Raw genomic sequence first — 22293 nt, 5'->3', positions numbered from 1 at the left:
GCAAATTACAAACTCCAGTATTTTCTTTGCTTAATTTTATTCCGGTAGCATCCTTTTAAATCTGCTATTAGAGCATTTGGCTTGCTGATAGCAAGAAAATAGGCTTCATCAAGCTCCATAAATTCCTGGTGCGCAACAGCTACAATTATTGCATCATAGATCTTTGCAGGCTTGTCAATCAGTGTAAAAGTGTATTGTTCTTCTATATGATCAGCATTTGCACGGGGATCGTATACATCAACATTTAAATGATATTTTTTCAATTCCCTTACAACGTCAGCAACTTTGGAATTCCTGACATCACTTACATTTTCTTTGAAAGTCGCGCCCATTATCAGCACATGTGCATCTTTTACATTGGAGTTATTGGCAATAACATGCTGTAAAATCTTCTTTACAATGTAATTGCCCATATTATCATTCACATACCGACCAGATAATATAACACGGGAATTAAAGCCCAGCTCCGCAGCCTTATACGTTAAATAGTAAGGATCTACGCCAATGCAATGTCCGCCAACGAGACCCGGTTTAAATGACAGAAAATTCCATTTTGTACCCGCTGCTTCAAGCACTTCGTATGTATTCACGCCAAGCCGGTCGAATATAATCGCCAGCTCATTCATTAGCGCAATGTTTACATCGCGCTGTGTATTCTCAATTACTTTCGCTGCTTCCGCAACTTTTATGTTAGACGTTACATGCACACCTGCTTTTACAACAAGGCTATAAATCGCAGCAATATTCTTCGCTGCTTCATCGTCACATCCTGCTACAACTTTTATAACATTTTCAAATGTGTGGATTTTATCTCCGGGATTTATACGTTCAGGAGAATAACCCACCTTGAAATCCTCTCCCATTGTAAACCCGCTTACCTGCTCTATTACAGGTACACAATCATCTTCGGTACAACCGGGATAAACGGTGGATTCATAGATCACATAATCGCCCTTTTTTATTACGGCACCTACCGTAGCTGATGCCTTGATCAATAAGGTGATATCCGGCACATTATGCTCATCTACAGGAGTGGGGACTGCAATGATAAAAACAGAAGCCTCACTCAGATCTTTTGCGTCAGAAGTAAAAGTAATATCAGCATCAAGAAAATCATCCGGGGACATCTCATTGGCAGGATCCAAACCCAGTTGCATCATTCTTATTCTTTCCTCGTTGATGTCGAAACCAATCACCGGAAGCTTCCTTGCAAAACCAAGCGCAACAGGCAATCCTACATATCCCAATCCTATTACAGCAAGCTTGCTGCGTTTTTCTATTAACCAGCTAAGTATCATGTATTGTAAAATTCAACGGTGAATAAGCCTCACGAAAACCTGCTACAGCATGGTTTCAACCGGGCTATATCACGCGAATTTACAGGATAATATTGCAATAAGGGATAAATAAACAGCCGCCGGTCATTCATTCAAAAGTGTACACTCCTGCAATGAACAATCAGCGGCTGAAAAAAATAATCAGACTATTTTAAGCTTTGAAACTCTTTCGGCTGTTTAACAAGCTCTTCTTTAGGTAAAGATTTGAAGTACTCGTAAGTAATGCGTAATCCATCGGCTCTTGACACCTTAGGTTCCCAACCCAGAATTTCCTTGGCCTTTGTAATATCCGGCTGTCTTTGTTTAGGATCATCAACAGGCAAAGGTTTGTAAGCGATCTTAACTGTTGACCCGGTAAGCTTCAACACTTCTTCAGCAAATTCCTTCAGGGTGATTTCGCTTGGGTTACCAACATTCACAGGTCTTACATAGTCACTCATCAGAAGGCGGTAAATGCCTTCTACAAGATCATCTACATAACAGAAACTTCTTGTCTGGCTGCCATCACCGAATACGGTAAGATCTTCGCCACGAAGCGCCTGGCCGATGAACGCCGGCAATGCACGTCCGTCATTGAGACGCATGCGCGGACCGTATGTATTGAAGATGCGGACGATTCTTGTTTCCACGTTATGGAACGTGTGGTAAGCCATGGTAATAGCTTCCTGGAAACGTTTGGCCTCGTCATACACACCGCGTGGGCCAACCGGGTTTACATTACCCCAGTATTCCTCCGTTTGCGGATGCACCAGCGGATCGCCGTATACTTCACTTGTAGAAGCAACAAGAATACGGGCACCTTTTGCTTTCGCCAATCCAAGACAGTTATGCGTACCCAATGAACCCACTTTCAATGTCTGGATAGGAATTTTAAGATAATCGATCGGACTTGCCGGTGAAGCAAAGTGAAGGATGTAATCAAGCTTTCCGGATACGTGAATGAATTTGCTCACATCGTGATGATAGAATTCAAATTGTTCAAGACTGAAAAGATGCTCGATATTTTTCAGGTCGCCTGTAATAAGATTGTCCATCCCAATTACATGAAAACCTTCTTTTATAAAGCGGTCGCAAAGATGCGATCCTAAGAAGCCGGCAGCACCGGTTATTAATACTCTTTTTCTTTCCATATAAGTAAGTTGTTGGCCGTGCCAACGTTTCTTTGTAAACAACTGATAAAGCTTAAAGCCCAAAGCTGAAAGCTGACCGAAGTGAAGTTTTTTAAACCATATAAGTCATATAAGGACGTATAAGACCTAATCCTGAAGGATGGTACTGACTAAAACAGTTTATACCTACTCAGCCAGTTTGTGCCTTTCACCATTGACCATTCACTATTCACAAGTTGTACAGAAGTTAATTAAGGTCTGCCTATGCTTACATAGTGATAACCAGCCTGACGTGTACGCTCAACTTCAAAAAGGTTACGTCCGTCGAAGATCACTTTTTCTTTCAACAAAGCAGCGATCTTTTCAAAGTCAGGCGTTCTGAATTCGTTCCACTCAGTCGCAATGATCAATGCATCAGCTTTATGTAATGCAGAATATTGATCGTGCGCGAAAGCAATTTTATGTCCGAGCAATTTCTGCACGTTTTTCATTCCCTCGGGATCGTAAGCAGTAACAGTTGCACCGGCTTTCAACAACGCATCAATGATGTACAAAGCCGGAGCTTCACGGATATCATCTGTATTAGGTTTGAAAGCTAATCCCCACAAAGCAAAATGTTTGCCGGTCAGATCATTGTCAAAGTATTCTTTAATCTTAGGCAGCAGGTGCAGTTTCTGCGCTTCATTCACTTCTTCAACTGCGTGAAGGATCTTGAAGTCATAGCTATGTTCTACAGAAGATTTGATCAACGCTTTAACGTCTTTAGGGAAGCAGCTTCCGCCATATCCGATACCGGGAAAAAGGAAGCGTTTACCAATACGTTCATCGCTGCCAATACCTCTACGAACCATGTCAACATCTGCTCCTACTCTTTCGCACAATTGTGCAATTTCATTCATGAATGAAATTTTTGTAGCGAGGAAAGAGTTTGCTGCGTATTTAGTTAACTCAGCAGATTTTTCATCCATAAAGATGATAGGGTTACCCTGGCGAACGTAAGGAGCATACAGATCGCTCATTACTTTACGGGCTCTTTCAGAAGTAGTACCGATAACAACACGGTCAGGCTTCATGAAATCATCTACAGCAACGCCTTCACGCAAAAACTCCGGGTTACTTAATACATCAACATCTCCTGAATAATTTTTCCTGATCTGAGCGTTTACTTTCTCAGCTGTACCAACGGGAACGGTACTTTTGTCGATGATGATCTTGTAATCAGTAAGAAGTTTACCGATTTCTTCTGCTACACCAAGAATGTAGCTAAGATCAGCGCTGCCATCTTCACCGGGCGGTGTTGGCAATGCAAGGAATATAACTTCAGCCTCTTTGATACCCTCAGCAAGACAGGTAGTAAATTGCAGACGGCCTTCTTTAAGATTCCTTGCGAATAATTTCTCCAGTCCTGGTTCAAAAATGGTAATCTCTCCATTTGATAGTTTAGCAACTTTCTCCTTATCGATATCTACGCATGTAACATAGTTACCGGTCTCAGAAAAACAGGTGCCGGTTACCAATCCTACGTAACCTGTACCTACAACTGCAATTTTCATATACTTTTTGTTTTAAGAGTTGATGTATTCCAATACGGATGAAGCAATAAAATGTAATTGCTCTGCATCCAGCTCAGTGTGCATAGGTAATGAAATAACTCTCTCCGTTAACCAGTCAGTGACGGGCAATTGGGCAGAGCTGGCATTATAGGCTTGGAACATTTTCTGTAAGTGTCCTGGCACAGGATAATAGATCATGGATGGGATGTTGCGGGATGCTAGGAACTGGTTGAGACCGTCCCGCTGGGCTTCACGCAAAACTAATGTATATTGATGAAACACATGTAAAGAATTTTTCTCTCTGAAAGGAACCGTGATTTTTGGCTGATTGGCAAACGCCTTATCATAAAAATCAGCTGCCTGCCTTCTTGCTAAGATATAATTATCCAAATGTTTCAGTTTTATATTCAGTATAGCGGCTTGTATTGTATCCAACCTGGAATTACAACCGACTAAATCGTGATAATATCTTTTGCTTTGTCCGTGATTGGCGATCATTTTCATCTTCGCAGCCAAATCATCATCATTCGTAAACACTGCACCTGCATCTCCATAGGCACCCAGGTTTTTCGATGGAAAAAACGATGTACATCCTATAGTTCCGATGGATCCTGTTTTTTTGGTGGTACCATCACTAAAAGTGTAATCACCTCCAATTGCCTGCGCATTATCTTCTATCACATACAGGTCATGTTCTTTAGCTATCTGCATGATAGCTTCCATATTGGCCGATTGGCCATACAGATGAACAGGTACTATCGCTTTTGTCTTTGGTGTGATGGCCTTTCTTACCGAGTCAGGATCGAGGCAAAAGGTTTTTTCATCAACATCCACAAATACCGGCTTCAATTTAAGTAGCGCCACCACCTCTGTGGTTGCTATAAAAGTAAAGGACGGCGTAATAACTTCGTCACCCGGTTGCAAATCCAATGCCATCATTGCAATTTGCAGCGCATCAGTTCCATTTGCACAAGGAATTACATGTTTTACTTCCAGGTAAGCTGCAAGATTATCTGCGAATTCCTGTACAGGTTTTCCATTAATGAAAGCAGTGCTTTCCAATACATCAATTACAGCTTTATCAATCTCCTCTTTTATTCTAAGATACTGGTTCTTTAAATCAACCATTTGAATTGGCTTCATAGTCATCTTATTTTACGCGGGCAAAGCTAATGTATTCTAATAATGAATATTCGCCAATAATATATGGATATTGCAGATTTTCAATTGAGGCTTGCTAATCGGCTGAGGAAGCTTTTCGGGTGTTGTGAACACTTATAGGATAAGCAGAAATGGTAAATCCGGCAGTAAAATAATACATTTTATTTTATTGTGCTATTTTTTAGAAAAACTTTTTCTAAAATTAAAAGGGCCGGCATAATGCCGACCCTTTATCACTCTCTCTTAATCATCATTCTAATACCAACCAAATCTCAAGAACAAAATTTAAATATGTACGATGTACGATTTACGATGTTAGATGTACGATGTTGTCTGACACCTGATACCTCTCACCTCTCTAAAAGCTGATTGCTGAAAACTGATTGCTGATAGCCAATAGCTATACAGCCTGTGCTTTTACCTTAAACAGCTGGATGTAATAATTTCTGTAATGCCATGCCACAATAAGGTTCAATACGACTATTACTAATGAAAGCACCACAGGGAATCCGCCAGGAGCCAACAGTAAATGGAATAATAAAATGTTTATACTAATGGGCATAAGCACAATCAACGACAGCGGCACCAGCCATCCGATCAGCAACAATAAACCAAATACTATTTCAAGCGATTTAAGGAAGGGAAAGAAATAACCTGACTGGAACAAACCGCCGGTGAATGCGGCAGCAGCACCTTCAGGCGCAGGCCCTGATTGTGGAATAAAATGCAAAAAGAAGTTAAGTCCGAAGACGAAGTATATAAGTCCAAGTACCAACCTGGGAGCCAATACTGATAAATTGTTTTTCATTGTCTTGTTATTTTTGAAGTATTACTAAGTTCTATTGTAAAACCGGCTGCGATTTATAAAAAGGGTAGTCCGTAAAACCTTTTGCGCCGGGCATATAAAATGTTGAAAAGTCAAGCTCTGTTTCAAGCGGCCATTGATTTTTATACCGTATCGTCAAATCCGGATTATTAATAAATGGTCGTCCGAATGCGACTAGATTAGCAAAACCGGAACTAAGATCATTCTCTGCACTTTCCAGATCATATCCACCTGAAAGAATAAGTGTATTTCTGAATTTCTGGCGAATTGCTTTTTTAATTCTTTGAGGAACTTCAGGCGCACCCATTGCTGAATGGTCTGCCAGGTGCAGATATACAAGATTCAATTTCTGAAACTCTTCCGCCAGGTATATATGTGTTTCATCAGTTTCTTCATAATATCCTGTGTCCGCATTAACACCATATGGAGACAAACGGACGCCGGTTTTATGTGCACCAATTGCTTCAACCACCGCGCTGGCGACTTCCAGTACAAAACGCGCTCTGTTCTCTATACTTCCACCATATTCATCTGTGCGCTGATTGGTAAGCGGAGAAATAAACTGCTCCAGCAAATAACCATTGGCTGCATGCAATTCAACACCGTCAAACCCTGCTTTGATAGCATTCACTGCAGCTTGTACAAATTCTTTTTTAGTTTGTTCGAGTTGCGCTAACGTACCTGCCTGGGGAAGCGCATAAGGTTGCATACCTTCTGCATCTGTCCATATCTCGCCTTTAACGGGAATCGCTGAAGGAGCAATAATTTCAGCACTTTCAGGCATATTTGCTTTATGCGCTACACGACCGCAGTGCATTAATTGCACAAATATTCTTCCTCCTTTATCATGAACCCCTTTGGTTACTTTTTTCCAGGCTTCAACCTGTTCGTCGCTGAATATGCCCGGGATGCGCGCATAGCCAAGACCGTTAGGTGAAGGTGAGGTACCTTCGGTTATGATTAGCCCGGAAGAAGCTCTCTGGGCATAATATTCTGCAATAAGATCGTTGGGAACGTTGTTAACGGCTCTGCTTCTGGTCATAGGCGCCATAACAAGGCGATTGTTGAGGATAATGTCTCCCAATTTGTAAGGTGTGAATGGCAGTGATGCACTCATACAACTATCAATTTAATTGATGAATTTATATATTTAAAAACTTCGATTAATAAATCAAAAAAAGGGGCTTCTAGGATTGAAGAGCGCCAATTACGTCTATGTATTGCTGCAATACATGATTGTTAAGCGTGTATTTGTGGTTTCTTCCTTCTTTCTCAGGTTCAATAAGACCTGCTTCGATCAAAATTTTTATATGGTGACTTATTGAAGGCTGAGCCAGATCTACCACATCCTGGATCTCGCAACACTGTCCGCACCCACCCTTTTTAGAGATATGGTGCAGTATCTTAAGCCTGTTGGCATCGCCCAGCGCCTTAGATATCTTTTCCACTTGTTTAAATGCAATAGTCATTTAAAAATACATTGAAGAATGCAAATGTATCAATTTTTCCGAAACCACCGAAATTTTATTTACCGCCTGGTCTCTTCAATGCAACCCGCAGCTTTTTTATTAATAACTTTTGACTTTAACTATCTTTACATATCCTTTCTCTACAAAGACATATGCAAAAAATATTTTACAATATATTCACCAGCCTTTATCCTTTTATTGCCAGCCTGATTTCACCATTTAACCCAAAAGCCAGGAAATGGGTGCAGGGTAGAAAAGGTTTGCTTCAGCAAATTGAGGAAAAACTTGCGGGCAACACATCAAAAACTGTCTGGGTTCACTGCGCTTCCCTGGGTGAATTTGAACAGGGCAGGCCTTTGATAGAAGATCTTAAAAAAGTAGATTCTTCCTGTAAAATCGTGCTGACTTTTTTCTCTCCATCAGGGTATGAAGTACAGAAGAAATATGTTTATGCAGATTATATTTTTTATCTGCCGATGGATTCTGCATCTAATGCAAAAAAATTTTACGATATCGTTAACCCCTCGCTGATCCTTTTTGTAAAGTATGAATTCTGGTATCATTATTTATTACAAGCGCGGCAAAGAAATATACCCTTACTGCTGGTGTCCGGTATCTTCAGAAAAAGCCAGCCCTTCTTTAAAAGCTATGGCGGTTTTCACAGAAAGATGCTCGGAGCTTTCACTCATTTCTTTGTACAAAATGACGAATCAATTGAACTATTAAAGTCTATTCAAATTACGAATGCAAGTTTAAGCGGGGATACAAGATTTGACCGTGTATTACAAATAGCCGGCAACTTTACCGACATCCCCGATCTTAAAGACTTTGCATCAAACCATACAGTGATTGTTGCCGGGAGTACATGGACAGAAGATGATGAAGAACTGGATCACTACTCACACATACATACCGATTACCGTTTCATTATTGCACCACATGATATAAGTGAAGAACGCATCAGGGAATGTGAAACATTATACAAACATGCAGTACGTTATTCAACCTATCAACAGTTGCTGCAGGGCAAAGTACCCTTGCAGGAAATCAATACCATCATCATTGATAACATTGGCATGTTGAGCAGGCTTTATAAGTATGCAACCATCTGCTATGTTGGCGGTGGCTTTGGTGGTGACGGTGTTCATAATGTACTCGAAGCTGCCGTTTATAATAAACCTGTTGTATTCGGACCTGTATACGACAAATATTTTGAGGCTGTAGAACTTGTTGAAAAAGGTGGCGCTTTTACAGTTGATGATGCATTGGAGCTGGAGCAGCAGCTTGACGAACTATTAGGTGACGGTGCTACATACAAAAATGCCTGCAAAAATGCAGGCGATTATGTTCATGAAAAATCCGGCGCAACCGGCAATATCATGCAATATATTTATGCGAAACGTCTTCTCACTAATTGATCAAATAAACGCACAGCTTCTGATGACTCATTCCAACCGATTTTTGTTTTCAATTCGCGCTGGATCCAGTATTCTGCTTCTGCAAGAATTTTGAAATCATTGATTGTTTTGATACTTCTTTCATACATCGTTTCGTCACCGCGGAACAACTCGCTTAAGAATAAGTACCTGTCGTTAATACCGATAGCTTTACGTAAGTCACGAATAGGAGCTTCTTTCAAAAGTGACGCAACTTCAAGCTTTTCTACCCTCAGCCTTTCGTTTAAACTTTGCTCGCTTGCTTTCATCACTTCATTTAACTCATAAACGGTTTTATCCTGGTGCGCGAGCGTAGGCACTTCGGCAACGGGATCAAAGGCCCATCTGTAACGTTCTTTTTCTTTCTCTCTGTCAATATGTGAAACATGCTCTGTGTCATGATGTTCATGTGCAACAATTTTTTCTGCTACGGGTTCAACCGCAGGAGCTTCTTTCACCTGAACCGGAGGCGCAGCAACAGCAGCTCCATTGTTATTAGAAGTATGCGCACTTATATTATTTACAAATGAAGGCTCCTTTTGCTCAGTTGCACTGCCAGCCAAATGATTGATAGACTGGCCCGCTGCAGGCATAATCACGGCTACTTTTTTATCTGCATCAGCTACCTTTTGCTTTTGCTGCAGTTCAGCCAATAGCATTTGTGCAGTTACAATCAAATAATAGTTATCCGCATGTTGTTGATATTGTTCCTGCAATCGTTCTATTAAAATGCCCACTCTTTCCATGGGAAATAATACTTTTGATGGTTTAAATAGCGCTTAAAGTTACAAAGGTTTTTTGCAACAATATTAAGATTAAGAAAATGTTTATTGAGCCAAGTATCAGAGGGGAACGCCGCGGCTGGATTGAAGTTATCTGCGGTTCCATGTTTAGTGGAAAGACAGAAGAACTTATACGTCGCCTGAGGCGTGCCGAAATCGCCAATCTTTCTTTAAAAATTTTTAAACCTGCTATCGATACGAGATACGACGAGGCTCAAATTGTTAGTCATAACGCAAATATCATTCCTTCTATACCAGTTATAGATTCTAAGGATATTCTTTCTGAATGCCAGAACATTGACGTTGTTGGAATTGACGAGGTACAGTTTTTTGATAACGAGATTATTCATGTCTGCGAACTTTTAGCCGTGCGCGGCGTTAGAGTTATCGTGGCCGGCCTGGATATGGATTACAAGGGCAACCCTTTCGGACCAATGCCTCAACTTTTAGCAATTGCCGACTTTATTACCAAACTGCATGCCATTTGCGTAAGATGTGGAAACCTTGCAAGCATGTCTTACAGAAAAACGAGCGGAGATGATCAGATATTGCTCGGTGAGAAAGAAGCCTATGAGCCAAGGTGCAGGCATTGCTATTATGAAAACGAAGATAACAACACCATCGCAATTGCCTGACGCTGTGCAGTTAATATAACTTCATTACCTTGCAACCAATGCAAACGAATTCCTACAGACATATATACACACTCTTCAAAAAAGATTTATTACTGGAAATACGCCAGCAGTACACTTTTTACGGTATTCTGCTTTACGTTGCATCTACCATATTTGTTGTGTATTTAACGATGGGACATCCTGAAGATGAAGTATGGAACGCTTTGTTTTGGGTAGTTCAGTTATTTGTTTGTACCAACGCCGTTGCCAAAAGTTTTTTGCAGGAAAGCAAGGGGCGCATGCTTTATTTTTATTCTATTGCAGGAGCAAGAGATTTTATGCTCTCCAAATTGCTGTTTAACGGTGTATTGATGTTTGCCATGAGTCTCCTCAGCCTGGTAATTTTCATTTTGTTCCTTAATAACCCGCTCACAAACACGCTTACTTTTGTGGGTATCAGCATATTGGGCGGTGTGGGGCTAAGTTTTGTATTTACCTTTTTAGCCGCCATCGCCGCCAAAGCACAACAACAGGCTGCGCTAATGGCCATTATGGGCTTTCCGGTAATTATACCTCAATTGTTGCTTCTTTCCAGGATATCCAAAGTGGCTTTTTCCGATGTGGTTCAGGGAAGTTTCTGGCAAATGACATTGTTGCTGGTGGGGTTTGATATACTGGTGATCTTTCTTTCTGTAATATTGTTTCCATTCTTGTGGAAGGATTAGTTTAAAGCTCAAAGCTTAAAGCCTAAAACTGGTGATACGTTGTAAGTTTTACGTTATACGTTTTTTGAAGCGGAGGGGAAAAGCTTAAAGCTCAGAGCTTAAAGCCTAAAACTGGTGATACGTTGTAAGTAGTACGTTATACGTTTTTTGAAGCGGAGGGGAAAAGCTTAAAGCTCAGAGCCTAAAGCTAAGAACTGGTTGTACGTTGTGAGTTGTACGTTATACGTTTTTTGAAGCGGAGGGGGAAAAGCTTAAAGCTCAGAGCCTAAAGCTTAAAACTGGTGATACGTTGTAAGTAGTACGTTATACGTTTTTTGAAGCGGATGGGGAAAGCTTAAAGCTCAGTGCCTAAAGCTTAGAACTGATTGTACGTTGTGAGTTGTACGTTATACGCTTTTTGAAGCGGAGGGGAAAAGCTTAAAGCTCAGAGCCTAAAGCTTAAAAGTGGTGATACGTTGTAAGTAGTACGTTATACGTTTTTTGAAGCGGAGGGGAAAAGCTTAAAGGGTTAAGTTGTTTGTAAACTATAAGTTATAAGATCTTCAAAAATGAACGGGTTCGACTGAAGTTTCTGATGCCGCACCTTTCACTATTGACCATTGACTATTGACCATTGGCTATTAACTATGACTACTCACTATTTTTTGTTTCAACAAAAAATTTAAAACTAACGCATGTTTGCAATACTCCTTTCCCCTAATTTTGCCCCGCACAATGGTTCAAGTTACTGAACGTGTAAAATTCAAATTATGATCAAACAAGCCTGGTGGAAAATATTGGCATTCATCCTGCTTATATATACAAGCATTAACGGATTCCTGGTAAAAATCCCAAAACTGGACGACCGTATGCAGGAGTCAATCCGGAACATGTTTTTCCACGTTCCCATGTGGTTTGGAATGATGATATTGCTGGGTACTTCAGTCGTATATGCAGTTAAGTTCCTCAGGAATGGCGAAGCAATCAATGATATCAAATCAAGTGCTTTTGCAGCCGTTGGAACACTCTTCGGGGCTTTAGGAATTGTTACCGGTGCAATATGGGCAAACTATCAATGGGGTGCGCCATGGAGCGGTGATCCTAAGCAAAATGGCGCAGCTATAGCGCTACTCATTTATTTCGCCTATTTTGTTTTGAGAGGTTCGTTTAATGACGAAGAAAAGAGAGCTCGCATTAGTGCGGTCTATAACATTTTTGCTTTTTGTATGTTATTCCCAACAATATGGATATTGCCGAGATTGACAGAATCGCTGCACCCTGGCGGACAAGGAAGTGAGGGCAATCCGGGACTGAACAGCGGCGACCTTGACCCTGCCATGCGCCTGGTGTTCTATCCTGCGATCATCGGCTGGACTTTGCTGGGCGTTTGGATTGCTACACTAAGAGCAAGGGTAAGTGTTTTGGTACATAAAACATCAATGAACTAATCTAACCAACTTGTCCTGGCAACATATTAACATGTTGCAGGACTTAATGAATACTCACCAAAAAATGAAAAATTTACGGATGAATAAGCTTTCTTCTATCGCAATGTTAATCATACTTTGTATGATGCATTCTTTTGCCAACGCACAAACAGCCCCTTCTGCCGACGTTATGCGAAGCAATGGTAAAATTTACGTGGTAATTGCAGTTGTTGTGGTAATTGTACTTGGCATTTTTATTTACCTGTTTAATCTTGATAAAAAAATCAGCCGCCTGGAAAAAGACAATAAAACGAAACCCTAGCCAAATAATCGATTGCTTGCTAACGTTCTACTACCGCTCATTACAGATAACGTCTAGCTAAATATTTTTCTTGTTCTCCTCGTATGGAGTATTTATAAATAGCCATTTTTCAACTCCTCAACTCATAACTCACTACTAAAAAATCAATTTTATGTCTGAGCAGAATTACAGCTTTTTTGACAGCGTCACAAGAAGCTTTGATAAGGCAGCAAAGTTCACTAGTTGGGAATCGGGCGTACTGGAGCAAATTAAAGCCTGCAATGCCGTTTACCAGATCAGGTTCCCTGTACGCAGAGATGACAACTCAATTGAAGTGATAGAGGCTTACCGTGTGCAGCATTCTCATCACAAAACGCCGTGTAAAGGTGGTATCCGCTTTAGTGACGAAGTTAACCAGGATGAAGTAATGGCGCTTGCAGCCCTTATGACCTACAAATGCGCTATTGTAAATGTTCCTTTTGGTGGAGGTAAAGGCGGTATTAAGATCAATCCGAGAAAATACTCAGCCTTTGAACTTCAAAAAATCACAAGAAGATATACTGCCGAACTGATCCGTAAGAATTTCATCGGACCGGGCACTGACGTTCCGGCGCCGGATTATGGTACGGGCGAAAGAGAAATGGCATGGATCCTCGACACTTATGTTACCATGCATCCCGGAGAAGTGGACGCAATGGGTTGTGTCACAGGCAAGCCCGTTTCCCAGGGCGGCGTAAGAGGTCGTAGAGAAGCTACAGGCCTGGGTGTGTTCTTCGGCGTAAGAGAAGTGTGCAACATGCCAGATGTAATGCAACGTCTCGGTTTACCAGTGGGTATAAAAGATAAACGTGTGATTGTACAGGGACTTGGAAACGTGGGTTATCACTCTGCCAAATTCTTCCGTGAGCACGGCGCTAAAGTTGTAGCTATTTCAGAATATGAAGGCGCTATTTACAACGAGAATGGCCTAAACGAAGAAGAGGTTTTTCAACACAGAAAAACATCCGGCTCAATTCTTAATTTCCCTGGCGCTACCAACCTCGCCAAGACCGGTGACGCATTAGAAATGGAATGTGATATTTTGATTCCTGCTGCATTGGAAAATGTAATCAATGGCGAAAATGCCGGGCGTGTTAAAGCAAAGATCATAGGCGAAGCAGCTAATGGTCCGCTAACACCAGATGCTGATGACATCCTTGCCAAAAATGGAACGCTTGTAATTCCTGATATGTACCTTAATGCAGGCGGTGTTACCGTTTCTTATTTTGAATGGCTGAAAAACCTTAGCCATGTGCGTTACGGCCGTATGGAAAAACGTTTCACTGAAAACATGAATAAGCATATTCTTGGTCAGATGGAGACACTTACAGGGAAAGAAGTGAATGACAGCGACAAGAAGTTAATTGAACATGGCCCTGATGAGGTTGACCTGGTGTATAGTGGTCTTGAAGAAACGATGATTGAAGCTACAAGAGAGATCATGAACACCTGGAAATCCAACCCGGAAATACCCGACATGCGTACTGCAGCTTATGTTGTAGCCATTAACAAGGTTGGTACTTCGTATGCGGAATTGGGAATTTTCCCTTAATCAATTGAAAATTGAAAGTTGAAAATTGAAAATGATAAAAGCGTGAGAACGTCATTTACTCACGCTTTTTTTTATGAAATAGTTAGAAAGGGCTAATTGTAGATGAAAATGACAAAAAGTGTGAGACACTTCAACTTCTCACACTCTTTTATTCAAAAACATATTCAGTATTCTAAACGAAAACTGCAATCCATTATTAATTGTCAATTTTCAATTGTTAATTAGTTCTCCCACAAGTTTGAAGGATATTCTCCCGAAGCAATCAGCTTATCAATGCTTGCCTGAACAATTGGAGCATCTTCTTTATAGGTTACGCCAAACCATTTTGCACTGGTAGGAACGATGTCGATTACGCCTTGCCCGGTTTTAATGAAATGATCAGCCATGCGGGGGATCAGAAATTCAGACTTAAGATCTTTGATGTTTGCGTCTAAAAATTTACCAAACTCTTCTTCACACATAGCGATATAGCTTGGAGCGAAGCAGAAAAAGTTCATGCTTACATTGGTTGAAGGGGCCAATTCAGTCAGCACATCGCCATCTTCATAAACAATTTTATCGTCACTTCTGTAAATCTTCAAGCGTTCGTCAATGCCAACCATCTCCTGCTTGTCATTTTCAGCAATAACACCGCGGCTTACACTTCCGTGCTCACTTAATGTGTTTGCCAATTCATAGCCAATTACAGCATAAGTTTGGTCATTACATTTATCTTTCAAAAATTCGTATGCTTTTTTAAATGCATCAGCACCATAAAAATCATCTGCATTGATCACTGCAAATGGAGCAGTTACCGCGTCTTTGCAACATAATACCGCGTGAGCAGTACCCCATGGTTTAACTCTGTCGGCAGGAATTTCTCTTCCACCTGTAAAAGAATCCAGCTTCTGGTAAACATAAGCGGTTTCAATTTTGCCTTTGAGTTTGGGCTCGAAGATCGCCTTGAAGTTCTCAGCAAAATCTTCACGTATTATAAACACAACTTTTGTGAATCCGGCTTTAATTGCATCATAAATAGAATAATCCATGATGGTTTCACCTGAAGGGCCAAAGGATTGTATTTGCTTCATACTTCCGTATCTGCTGGCCATTCCTGCGGCCAGAATAACTAGTGTTGCTTGCATATCTATTTTTTTAAACTTTGCGAATCTAATGGATATAAAACAATTTTTGCAAAAAGGAATAATCGATTACAAAAAACTTACCGAAATATAATGCTGAAAGATATATTGCATTTTAGTTCAATAAACACGCAAACGTTTGATGCTGATTGGCTGAAAGCCAACAACACAAGGCTGGACATTCTGCGCATCGACAAAATTCACCCGGTAGTTAGTGGCAATAAATGGTTCAAACTAAAATACTACCTGGAGGAAGCCGTAAGTCAGAACGCCCAAACAATCGGCACTTTCGGAGGAGCTTATTCCAACCATATCATAGCTACAGCCTATGCGGCGCAGGCAATTGGCCTTAGGTGTATTGGCGTAATAAGAGGCGAACGGCCAAAACAACTGTCCCACACGCTCCGTGATGCCGAAGAACTTGGCATGCATCTGCATTTTGTAAGCCGGGAAGAATATAACAATGCAGAAAAGATCAAACCGGACTTCCCCGGTGTTTACTGGATCAGTGAAGGTGGCTACGGACCGGTTGGTGTAAAGGGTGCAGCCGAGATATTATCCTTCGCGAATGATCTTGCCAGTTACACACATATTGTTTGTGCAGTAGGCACAGGTACCATGTTGGCCGGACTAATAACCGCATCTTTCCCACATCAACAGGTAATAGGCGTAAGTGTCCTGAAAAACAATTTCAGCATAGAAGATGAGGTCCGGGCAATATTACCGGACAAGCACCATCCGTTTAAAATTGTATACGATTATCACTTCGGCGGCTATGCAAAACATCCGGAAGAATTATTAAATTTTATGAGGGATATATGGACCGAACACAGGTTTCCCACTGATATTGTATATACTTCTAAAGCGTTATATGCTATAAAAGATATGATAACAAAACATATTATTCCGCAAGGCTCAAAAGTGCTCACAGTGCATTGTGGAGGGCTGCAGGGTAATTTATCATTAAGGCCGGGTGTGTTGCCGTTTTTATAATCAAGTCTGTTATATTTGTCTACAATTTTTTTTTGAATGATGTTTAGAAAGGTCTTGTTATTTGCTCTTATACTTTTTTCGGCTTATTCTTCATTCGCGCAGCAAGACACCAGCTTCGTGTTTAAAGCAGAAAATTTAGGGCAAAACCGAATCCGTGTTAGTTGGCAAAACCCCTATGGAGACGCTCTCGTACAAATAAATGTTCAGCGCTCTTATGACAGTTTGCGCAATTTCCGTACTGTTTTTTCTACGCCCTCGCCGGAGCTTCCGGAAAATGGATTTATCGATCCATCCAATCTGAACGGGAGAATGTATTACCGGATTTTTTATGTGCTGAATGGCGGAGCATACTATTTCACAAAACCAAAAAGATCCGGAATGGGCTTCGTTGAACAGCAGGCGGATGATAAGATGGCTATGAACAAAAACGTCACTATCCAGGTGCGGGATAAAGTTTATGCTGTTGTTCCTTACGAAAAATATAAACAATTCAAAGACTCCATCGTATACCAGACCCAGGATAGTCTCTTCTTTATCAACGACAGCACCATTATGGTTCGTCCGTATGTTTCCCGCGGCGAAGTATTTGTGCCGTCAAGATATATCTTCACCAACAAGGAAGGGAATATTTACATCAATATCCCTGACGCAACGAACAATAAATATAAAATCGTCTTCTTTGACGATTCATTCCATGAATTGTTCACCATCCATCATCTCGCGCAAAGCGATCTTACACTTGACAAAGCAAATTTTCTTCATTCCGGATGGTTCTACTTTGAACTGTATGAGAATGACAGATTAAAGGAGAAGAATAAGTTTTATTTACAGAGAGAATTCTAACAATGTACGGTGTCATTCAATGTTAGATGTACGATGTATGATGTATGATGTATAAGTACGAAGTACGATTTACGAAGTACATAGGTGCAACAGCGTGAGAGAATATATGATGTGAAGAATTTAGAGTACTAGATGCACGATGTCAAATACGAAGTACAATTTACAAAGTATAGCGTGCCTATGCCTTACATTACACCTTACACCTCTAGCCTCACACCTGTTACCTGATACCTGATACCTGATACCTGATACCTGATACCTGAAACCTAAACCAGTTCGACTTCGAACACCTTCTCGAAATTGCGTTTAAGTTTTTCCTTTACTTCCTCCATTGAAACAGGATGACCCAATTCTTTTTCGATTGAGGTCACCTGCTTATTCTGTATGCCGCATGGAATAATATGATTAAAATAAGAAAGATCGGTATTAACATTCAGCGCAAAGCCATGCATCGTAACCCAACGGGAGCTTTTTATTCCCATTGCACAGATCTTACGTTCTTTGCCTTTTAAGTCGGGATCAAGCCAAACACCTGTTTCTCCCGGGCTGCGATCGCCCTTTAAACCATATTCTGCAATGGTCATGATGATTACCTCTTCCAGGCTGCGTAAATACCAGCCAAGATCGGTACGGAATTGATCCAGATCAAGAATTGGATAGCCTACCAATTGTCCCGGCCCGTGGAAAGTGATGTCTCCTCCCCTGTTTATATGGAAATATTCTATGCCTTTTTCCTCGCGCTCATGCTCGTTAATCAATACATGTTCAGGTTTTCCGCTTTTGCCAAGCGTATAAACCGGGGAATGCTCCACAAATAAAAAATAGTTAACCGGTAAAGGTGTTTCGCCTGTATTTGACGGAGATTTCAGATTAACACTTTCTTTCAGCAACTGCTCCTGGTAATCCCATACCTCTTTATAAGATTGCGCACCCAGATCTTTAAACACTACTTTTTTGCTCATTTTGCAAATTTAGTTAATTGAGAATTGAAAATTGACAATTGAAAATGCCGGAGTCAGTCAAAGGCTCATTGCTTTAGGCTTTAAGCTTTGGGCTTTAAGCTTTCCCCTTCCACCTTTCTGCTTATTTTTGCCTGATATGAACACCGATCAGGAAATAATGAATGATGATCAGCCTGAAGAGCTGTATGAGCGAAAATCGTTTTATGTGGATAAGGGACAGGAACCTATGCGTATTGACAAATGGGTTCAGATGCGGCTTGAAAATGCCAGTAGAAATAAGATCCAGAATGCTATTGAAGCAGGCTTTCTCACAGTAAATGGCAAACAGGAGAAAAGCAACTACAAGGTTAAACCGGGCGATGAAATAATCCTGATGAGCTATATTAACCCGGAAACTACGGATGTTAAACCTGAAAACATTCCACTCAATATAGTTTATGAAGATGATGCGGTGATGGTGATCAACAAGCCTGCCAATATGGTGGTACATCCCGGCGTTGGAAATTATACAGGTACATTGCTGAACGGTGTTGCATTCCATTTACTGCAACAAAACCCGTCAATTAACGAAGATGAACTGCCCCGCTATGGACTGGTGCATCGCATAGACAAAAACACAACCGGTTTAATTGTGCTGGCTAAAACAGCAGAAGCCGCAGCCAGTCTGGCCAAACAATTTTTCAATCACACAGTTCAACGTAAATATGTCGCATTAGTGTGGGGAAATATGGAGGAAGATGAAGGAACCGTCAACGCACATATTGCACGCCATCAGCGTTTCAGGAAAATGTTTGCAGCTTATCCGGAAGGAGAAACCGGCAAGCATGCTATTACTCACTACCGGGTACTTGAGCGTATGAATTATGTTACCCTTGTTGAATGCATTCTTGAAACGGGTCGTACACACCAGATCCGTGTTCACATGAAACATGTAGGGCATACGCTTTTTAATGACTGGGAATATGGTGGCGACAGGATTTTAAAGGGAACTGTATATACCAAATACAAACAATTTGTGGACAACTGTTTTGCTATTTGTCCAAGATGTGCCCTGCATGCAAAAACACTTGGATTTGTGCACCCTGTAACAAAACAAGAAATGTTCTTCGAATCACCATTAGCTGAAGACATGGAAGCGGTAATTGAGAAATGGAGGAATTATGTGAAGCATAAACCGGTAAGTGAGGAATAGGAAGAAATGTTAGATGCCTGCCCGTACCGACGGCACGTTCGGGCGGGTACGGTGTACGATGTGCGATGTAAATAAAAAAGTTTCCAATTTTGGAAACTTTTTTATTTACTTTTGTGCCATGTCTGAAAACCCAACCCGATGTTTCCAGACGGAATTCTTACCTGAGATCAGAAATTTTTTCAAAGAGATTGATAAGAATGCCGTCAACAAAATACTATGGAATCTTGATTTAGCGGAAAGAACAAACGATTCAAAACTTTTTAAAAAGTTGCGTGATGAAATTTGGGAATTCCGAACAAAATACGGCAATCTTCAATACAGACTGTTGGCCTTTTGGGATCAGAGCTCGCCAGAGAGAACTTTGGTGATTGCTACGCACGGCATTATCAAAAAAACAGACAAAATGCCTTCAAAAGAAATTGAAAAAGCTATTAGCATTCGAAAAAGATATTTTGAGCAAAACAGCAAATGATATGACACCACGAAAAACTATTTCCCTTGATGAGATGAAGGATGAATTCATCGGAAAGAGAGGATCCCCAGAAAGAGAGACATACGAATATGAACTTAATATGGAAGTTCTGGGTTTGATGATTAAAAAAGCCCGAAAGGAACGCCAGCTTACGCAGGACGGACTTGGAAAACTTGTCGGTGTTCAAAAATCCCAAATCTCAAAACTGGAAAGCAACGCAAACAGTGCAACAATTGACACTATAATTAAGGTTTTCAGGGCACTGAAAGCTGAAATACACTTTAACGTAATCATGGAAAACAGATATCTACAGATTCCATAGGACGAATACAAGCGGGTAAGATTTAGGCATTTCGCATTATCAAATACACTGTTACACAGAGAAATACAAGAGAAGACACAGAGTCGCACAGAGAATATCTCCGTGCTACTCTGTGTCTTCTCCGTGTAGCTCTGTGTAACCCTTAAGTATATTAAAAAAGAAACAACTTTATCGTTGCAGCGCTAACTTGCTTCTACTTCTTCCATACAAAAAGTAAATACTAAGCCCTATTGCCATCCATCCGAAAAATACCATCCAGCTTTTGGCCGGGATCTCGATCATCAGGTAAGCACAACAGGTAACACCTAGCAATGGGATCAGTGAGAAACTTTTTGCGAAGCTGAATATCCCCATAAAGACGATCAGTAAAAGGAAGAGATAAATAGGAAGGTTATGGACAATTGCCAGCAATCCCCCGAGGAATATCTTGTTATGCAACGTAGGAATACTTCTTAACGTGTCACCAAACTCCGCGTCGCTAAACTCATTCAACTGTTCTTTAGTAATTGAGAGTGTTTTCGCTCCTCCGGAAGTAACGCTCTGTATATTGTTCAGGTCATTGACAGTTAATTCTTTTTGAAGAACCGCACGATCTTTCAGGTATAAACCATGAAAAGCATCATCAAAACGGTAAGGCTTAAACAATGCAATCAATACAATGATCAACACCACAAGCACCGGATAGATCAACTTTCCGTTGATATATGGGATGTTGAATTTCCCTGATTGCCTGGCAAGTTTTGGCAGGTATAAAACTCCACCGCAAACCAGCACAAATGCAAACAACGTTCCGATGCTGGTAAGATCGGTCATTAATTTATCGTCCACAAAAAGCACGGGCAAACCCACCAGAAGTCCGGTCATCATAGTCGCAAAACCGGGTGTTTTATAACGGGGTGAAATTGTGCTGAAACGCTTTGGAAGCAAGCCATCGCGGCTCATACTCATCCATATTCTTGGCTGACCAATCTGGAACACAAGCAATACACTTGTGGCTGCTATAACCGCAGATACAGAAATAACAAACCCGATCTTGTGCATATTGATCTTATCGAAGACATATGCCAACGGATCTGCCACACCCTCAAACTCCTTATAATTTACCATTCCTGTTATCACTAATGTGGTAACTACATAAATGATGGTACATATTACCAATGAATAGATCATTCCACGCGGAAGATCCCGCTGTGGATTGCTACACTCTTCTGCTGTTGTTGATATAGCGTCAAACCCTATATAGGCAAAGAACACAGAAGAAACGCCTTTCAAAACACCTGTCATTCCCTTGGGAAGAAAGGGTGACCAGTTATCTGTTGTTCCATTCGAAAAAATGAACCAAAAGCCAACGATGGCAATAAAAATCAGCACGACAATCTTTAATCCCACCATAAAATTGGCACTTCGCCGGCTTTCATTAATACCGATATAAGCAAGCATGGTGATTAACCCTACAATTATGAATGCGGGTAGATTTACCACGAGTTTAAATCCCAGTATTGACGGAGCATGTGTGTACACAAGGTCTGCGGTACTTTGATTCGCAGCAATAGCGGCATCATAATTCATTTTGGCGGTCTGATAGCCAATTGTAAGCCATTCGGGAAGATTGATATGAATTGCTTTGAGAATATTATTGAAATATGCGCTCCAGGATATAGCCACTACCACGTTTCCGATAGCATACTCCAGGATCAAAGCCCAGCCAATAATCCATGCGATCAGCTCTCCGAAAGTGACATAAGAGTATGTGTAAGCACTTCCGGAAACAGGAACCCTCGAAGCAAATTCAGCATAACAGAGCGCAGTAAAGCCACAAGTAATTGCCGTAATAATAAATAGGAATATTACACCGGGGCCTCCGTTAAACGCTGCCGTACCAATCGTGGAAAAAATACCGGCACCAATAACGGCGGCAACTCCCATAAAGGTAAGATCACGAACACCTAACACTTTATTCATGCCAGGCGCATGACCATCCAGTTCGCCGGCTTGTGCCTCAGCAACAATTTTCTCAAGAGATTTCTTACGAAATAAAGACATGTTATATTGATTGATACCGGTGTTTTCATAGTTCC

22 protein-coding genes are annotated in these 22293 nt (G+C 40.9%); 11 read left to right on the top strand and 11 right to left on the bottom strand.

Annotation, left to right across the window (positions count from 1 at the left end):
• Positions 1-5: 5 nt before the first annotated feature.
• The 7 genes from QTN47_RS05445 to QTN47_RS05415 form a co-directional block, all read right to left on the bottom strand.
• Positions 6-1298, bottom strand: a complete 1293-nt coding sequence (locus tag QTN47_RS05445) for a nucleotide sugar dehydrogenase (protein ID WP_369328315.1) — start codon at positions 1296-1298, stop codon at positions 6-8.
• 185 nt (positions 1299-1483) lie between these two features.
• Positions 1484-2467 carry a UDP-glucuronic acid decarboxylase family protein gene (locus QTN47_RS05440; protein WP_369328314.1) on the bottom strand — a complete coding sequence of 328 codons (984 nt, stop codon included), beginning with the start codon at positions 2465-2467 and terminating at the stop codon, positions 1484-1486.
• A 230-nt stretch (positions 2468-2697) separates the two neighbouring features.
• Positions 2698-3999 carry a UDP-glucose dehydrogenase family protein gene (locus tag QTN47_RS05435; protein ID WP_369328313.1) on the bottom strand — a complete coding sequence of 434 codons (1302 nt, stop codon included), beginning with the start codon at positions 3997-3999 and terminating at the stop codon, positions 2698-2700.
• Positions 4000-4011: 12 nt separating this feature from the next.
• Positions 4012-5142, bottom strand: coding sequence for a DegT/DnrJ/EryC1/StrS family aminotransferase (locus QTN47_RS05430; protein WP_369328312.1), 1131 nt, complete (start codon positions 5140-5142; stop codon positions 4012-4014).
• A gap of 418 nt (positions 5143-5560) precedes the next feature.
• Positions 5561-5968, bottom strand: a complete 408-nt coding sequence (locus QTN47_RS05425; protein ID WP_369328311.1) for a hypothetical protein — start codon at positions 5966-5968, stop codon at positions 5561-5563.
• 31 nt (positions 5969-5999) lie between these two features.
• Positions 6000-7103: an alkene reductase gene (locus tag QTN47_RS05420; protein ID WP_369328310.1), complete on the bottom strand. Its 1104-nt coding sequence runs from the start codon at positions 7101-7103 to the stop codon at positions 6000-6002.
• A 70-nt stretch (positions 7104-7173) separates the two neighbouring features.
• On the bottom strand, positions 7174-7455 hold the full coding sequence (locus QTN47_RS05415; RefSeq protein WP_369328309.1) for an ArsR/SmtB family transcription factor: 282 nt from the start codon (positions 7453-7455) through the stop codon (positions 7174-7176).
• 152 nt (positions 7456-7607) lie between these two features.
• Between QTN47_RS05415 and QTN47_RS05410 the strand changes: the two genes are divergently transcribed.
• Positions 7608-8873, top strand: a complete 1266-nt coding sequence (locus QTN47_RS05410; protein WP_369328308.1) for a 3-deoxy-D-manno-octulosonic acid transferase — start codon at positions 7608-7610, stop codon at positions 8871-8873.
• Here the strand turns inward: QTN47_RS05410 and QTN47_RS05405 are convergent.
• Entirely contained in the window at positions 8846-9637 is a 792-nt protein-coding gene (locus QTN47_RS05405; RefSeq protein WP_369328307.1) for a DUF8457 domain-containing protein, read from the bottom strand. The two genes, QTN47_RS05410 and QTN47_RS05405, sit on opposite strands and share 28 nt — an antisense overlap.
• A gap of 77 nt (positions 9638-9714) precedes the next feature.
• Here QTN47_RS05405 and QTN47_RS05400 point away from each other — a divergent pair, with 77 nt between their 5' ends.
• The 5 genes from QTN47_RS05400 (at position 9715) to QTN47_RS05380 (ending at position 14310) form a co-directional block, all read left to right on the top strand.
• Positions 9715-10308, top strand: a complete 594-nt coding sequence (locus tag QTN47_RS05400) for a thymidine kinase (protein WP_369328306.1) — start codon at positions 9715-9717, stop codon at positions 10306-10308.
• Positions 10309-10346: 38 nt separating this feature from the next.
• Positions 10347-11012: a heme exporter protein CcmB gene (locus QTN47_RS05395; protein WP_369328305.1), complete on the top strand. Its 666-nt coding sequence runs from the start codon at positions 10347-10349 to the stop codon at positions 11010-11012.
• Positions 11013-11761: 749 nt separating this feature from the next.
• Positions 11762-12439, top strand: coding sequence for a cytochrome c biogenesis protein CcsA (ccsA, locus tag QTN47_RS05390; protein WP_369328304.1), 678 nt, complete (start codon positions 11762-11764; stop codon positions 12437-12439).
• Between the two features lie 79 nt (positions 12440-12518).
• A complete protein-coding gene (locus QTN47_RS05385; RefSeq protein WP_369328303.1) occupies positions 12519-12740 on the top strand; it encodes a CcmD family protein in 222 nt (73 codons plus the stop codon).
• 151 nt (positions 12741-12891) lie between these two features.
• A complete protein-coding gene (locus tag QTN47_RS05380) occupies positions 12892-14310 on the top strand; it encodes a Glu/Leu/Phe/Val family dehydrogenase (protein ID WP_369328302.1) in 1419 nt (472 codons plus the stop codon).
• Positions 14311-14531: 221 nt separating this feature from the next.
• On the opposite strand, the gene QTN47_RS05375 is transcribed toward QTN47_RS05380, so the two are convergent.
• Positions 14532-15434, bottom strand: a complete 903-nt coding sequence (locus QTN47_RS05375) for a sugar phosphate nucleotidyltransferase (protein ID WP_369328301.1) — start codon at positions 15432-15434, stop codon at positions 14532-14534.
• Positions 15435-15524: 90 nt separating this feature from the next.
• On the opposite strand from QTN47_RS05375, the gene QTN47_RS05370 reads away from it, so the two are divergent.
• The gene (locus tag QTN47_RS05370) at positions 15525-16424 is read left to right on the top strand and encodes a 1-aminocyclopropane-1-carboxylate deaminase/D-cysteine desulfhydrase (protein ID WP_369328300.1); all 900 of its coding nucleotides are present in this window, start codon (positions 15525-15527) and stop codon (positions 16422-16424) included.
• 36 nt (positions 16425-16460) lie between these two features.
• Entirely contained in the window at positions 16461-17267 is an 807-nt protein-coding gene (locus tag QTN47_RS05365) for a hypothetical protein (RefSeq protein WP_369328299.1), read from the top strand.
• A 266-nt stretch (positions 17268-17533) separates the two neighbouring features.
• Here the strand turns inward: QTN47_RS05365 and lipB are convergent, their stop codons facing one another.
• Positions 17534-18229, bottom strand: a complete 696-nt coding sequence (lipB, locus tag QTN47_RS05360; protein ID WP_369328298.1) for a lipoyl(octanoyl) transferase LipB — start codon at positions 18227-18229, stop codon at positions 17534-17536.
• 136 nt (positions 18230-18365) lie between these two features.
• On the opposite strand from lipB, the gene QTN47_RS05355 reads away from it, so the two are divergent.
• The 3 genes from QTN47_RS05355 to QTN47_RS05345 are packed head-to-tail and all read left to right on the top strand — an operon-like array spanning position 18366 to position 20215.
• Entirely contained in the window at positions 18366-19421 is a 1056-nt protein-coding gene (locus QTN47_RS05355) for an RluA family pseudouridine synthase (RefSeq protein ID WP_369328297.1), read from the top strand.
• A gap of 13 nt (positions 19422-19434) precedes the next feature.
• A complete protein-coding gene (locus tag QTN47_RS05350) occupies positions 19435-19893 on the top strand; it encodes a type II toxin-antitoxin system RelE/ParE family toxin (protein ID WP_369328296.1) in 459 nt (152 codons plus the stop codon).
• Entirely contained in the window at positions 19841-20215 is a 375-nt protein-coding gene (locus QTN47_RS05345; protein WP_369328295.1) for a helix-turn-helix domain-containing protein, read from the top strand. The genes QTN47_RS05350 and QTN47_RS05345 overlap by 53 nt, the downstream gene beginning before the upstream one ends.
• Positions 20216-20383: 168 nt before the next feature.
• Here the strand turns inward: QTN47_RS05345 and QTN47_RS05340 are convergent, their stop codons facing one another.
• On the bottom strand, positions 20384-22258 hold the full coding sequence (locus QTN47_RS05340) for an amino acid permease (RefSeq protein ID WP_369328294.1): 1875 nt from the start codon (positions 22256-22258) through the stop codon (positions 20384-20386).
• Between the last annotated feature and the right edge of the window lie 35 nt (positions 22259-22293).

It is taken from the genome of Danxiaibacter flavus (assembly GCF_041060425.1).
Taxonomy (GTDB): Bacteria; Bacteroidota; Bacteroidia; order Chitinophagales; family Chitinophagaceae; genus Danxiaibacter; species Danxiaibacter flavus.
The sequence above is the reverse complement of the archived record's forward strand: the minus strand, read 5'-3'. Positions and strand labels throughout refer to the sequence as shown.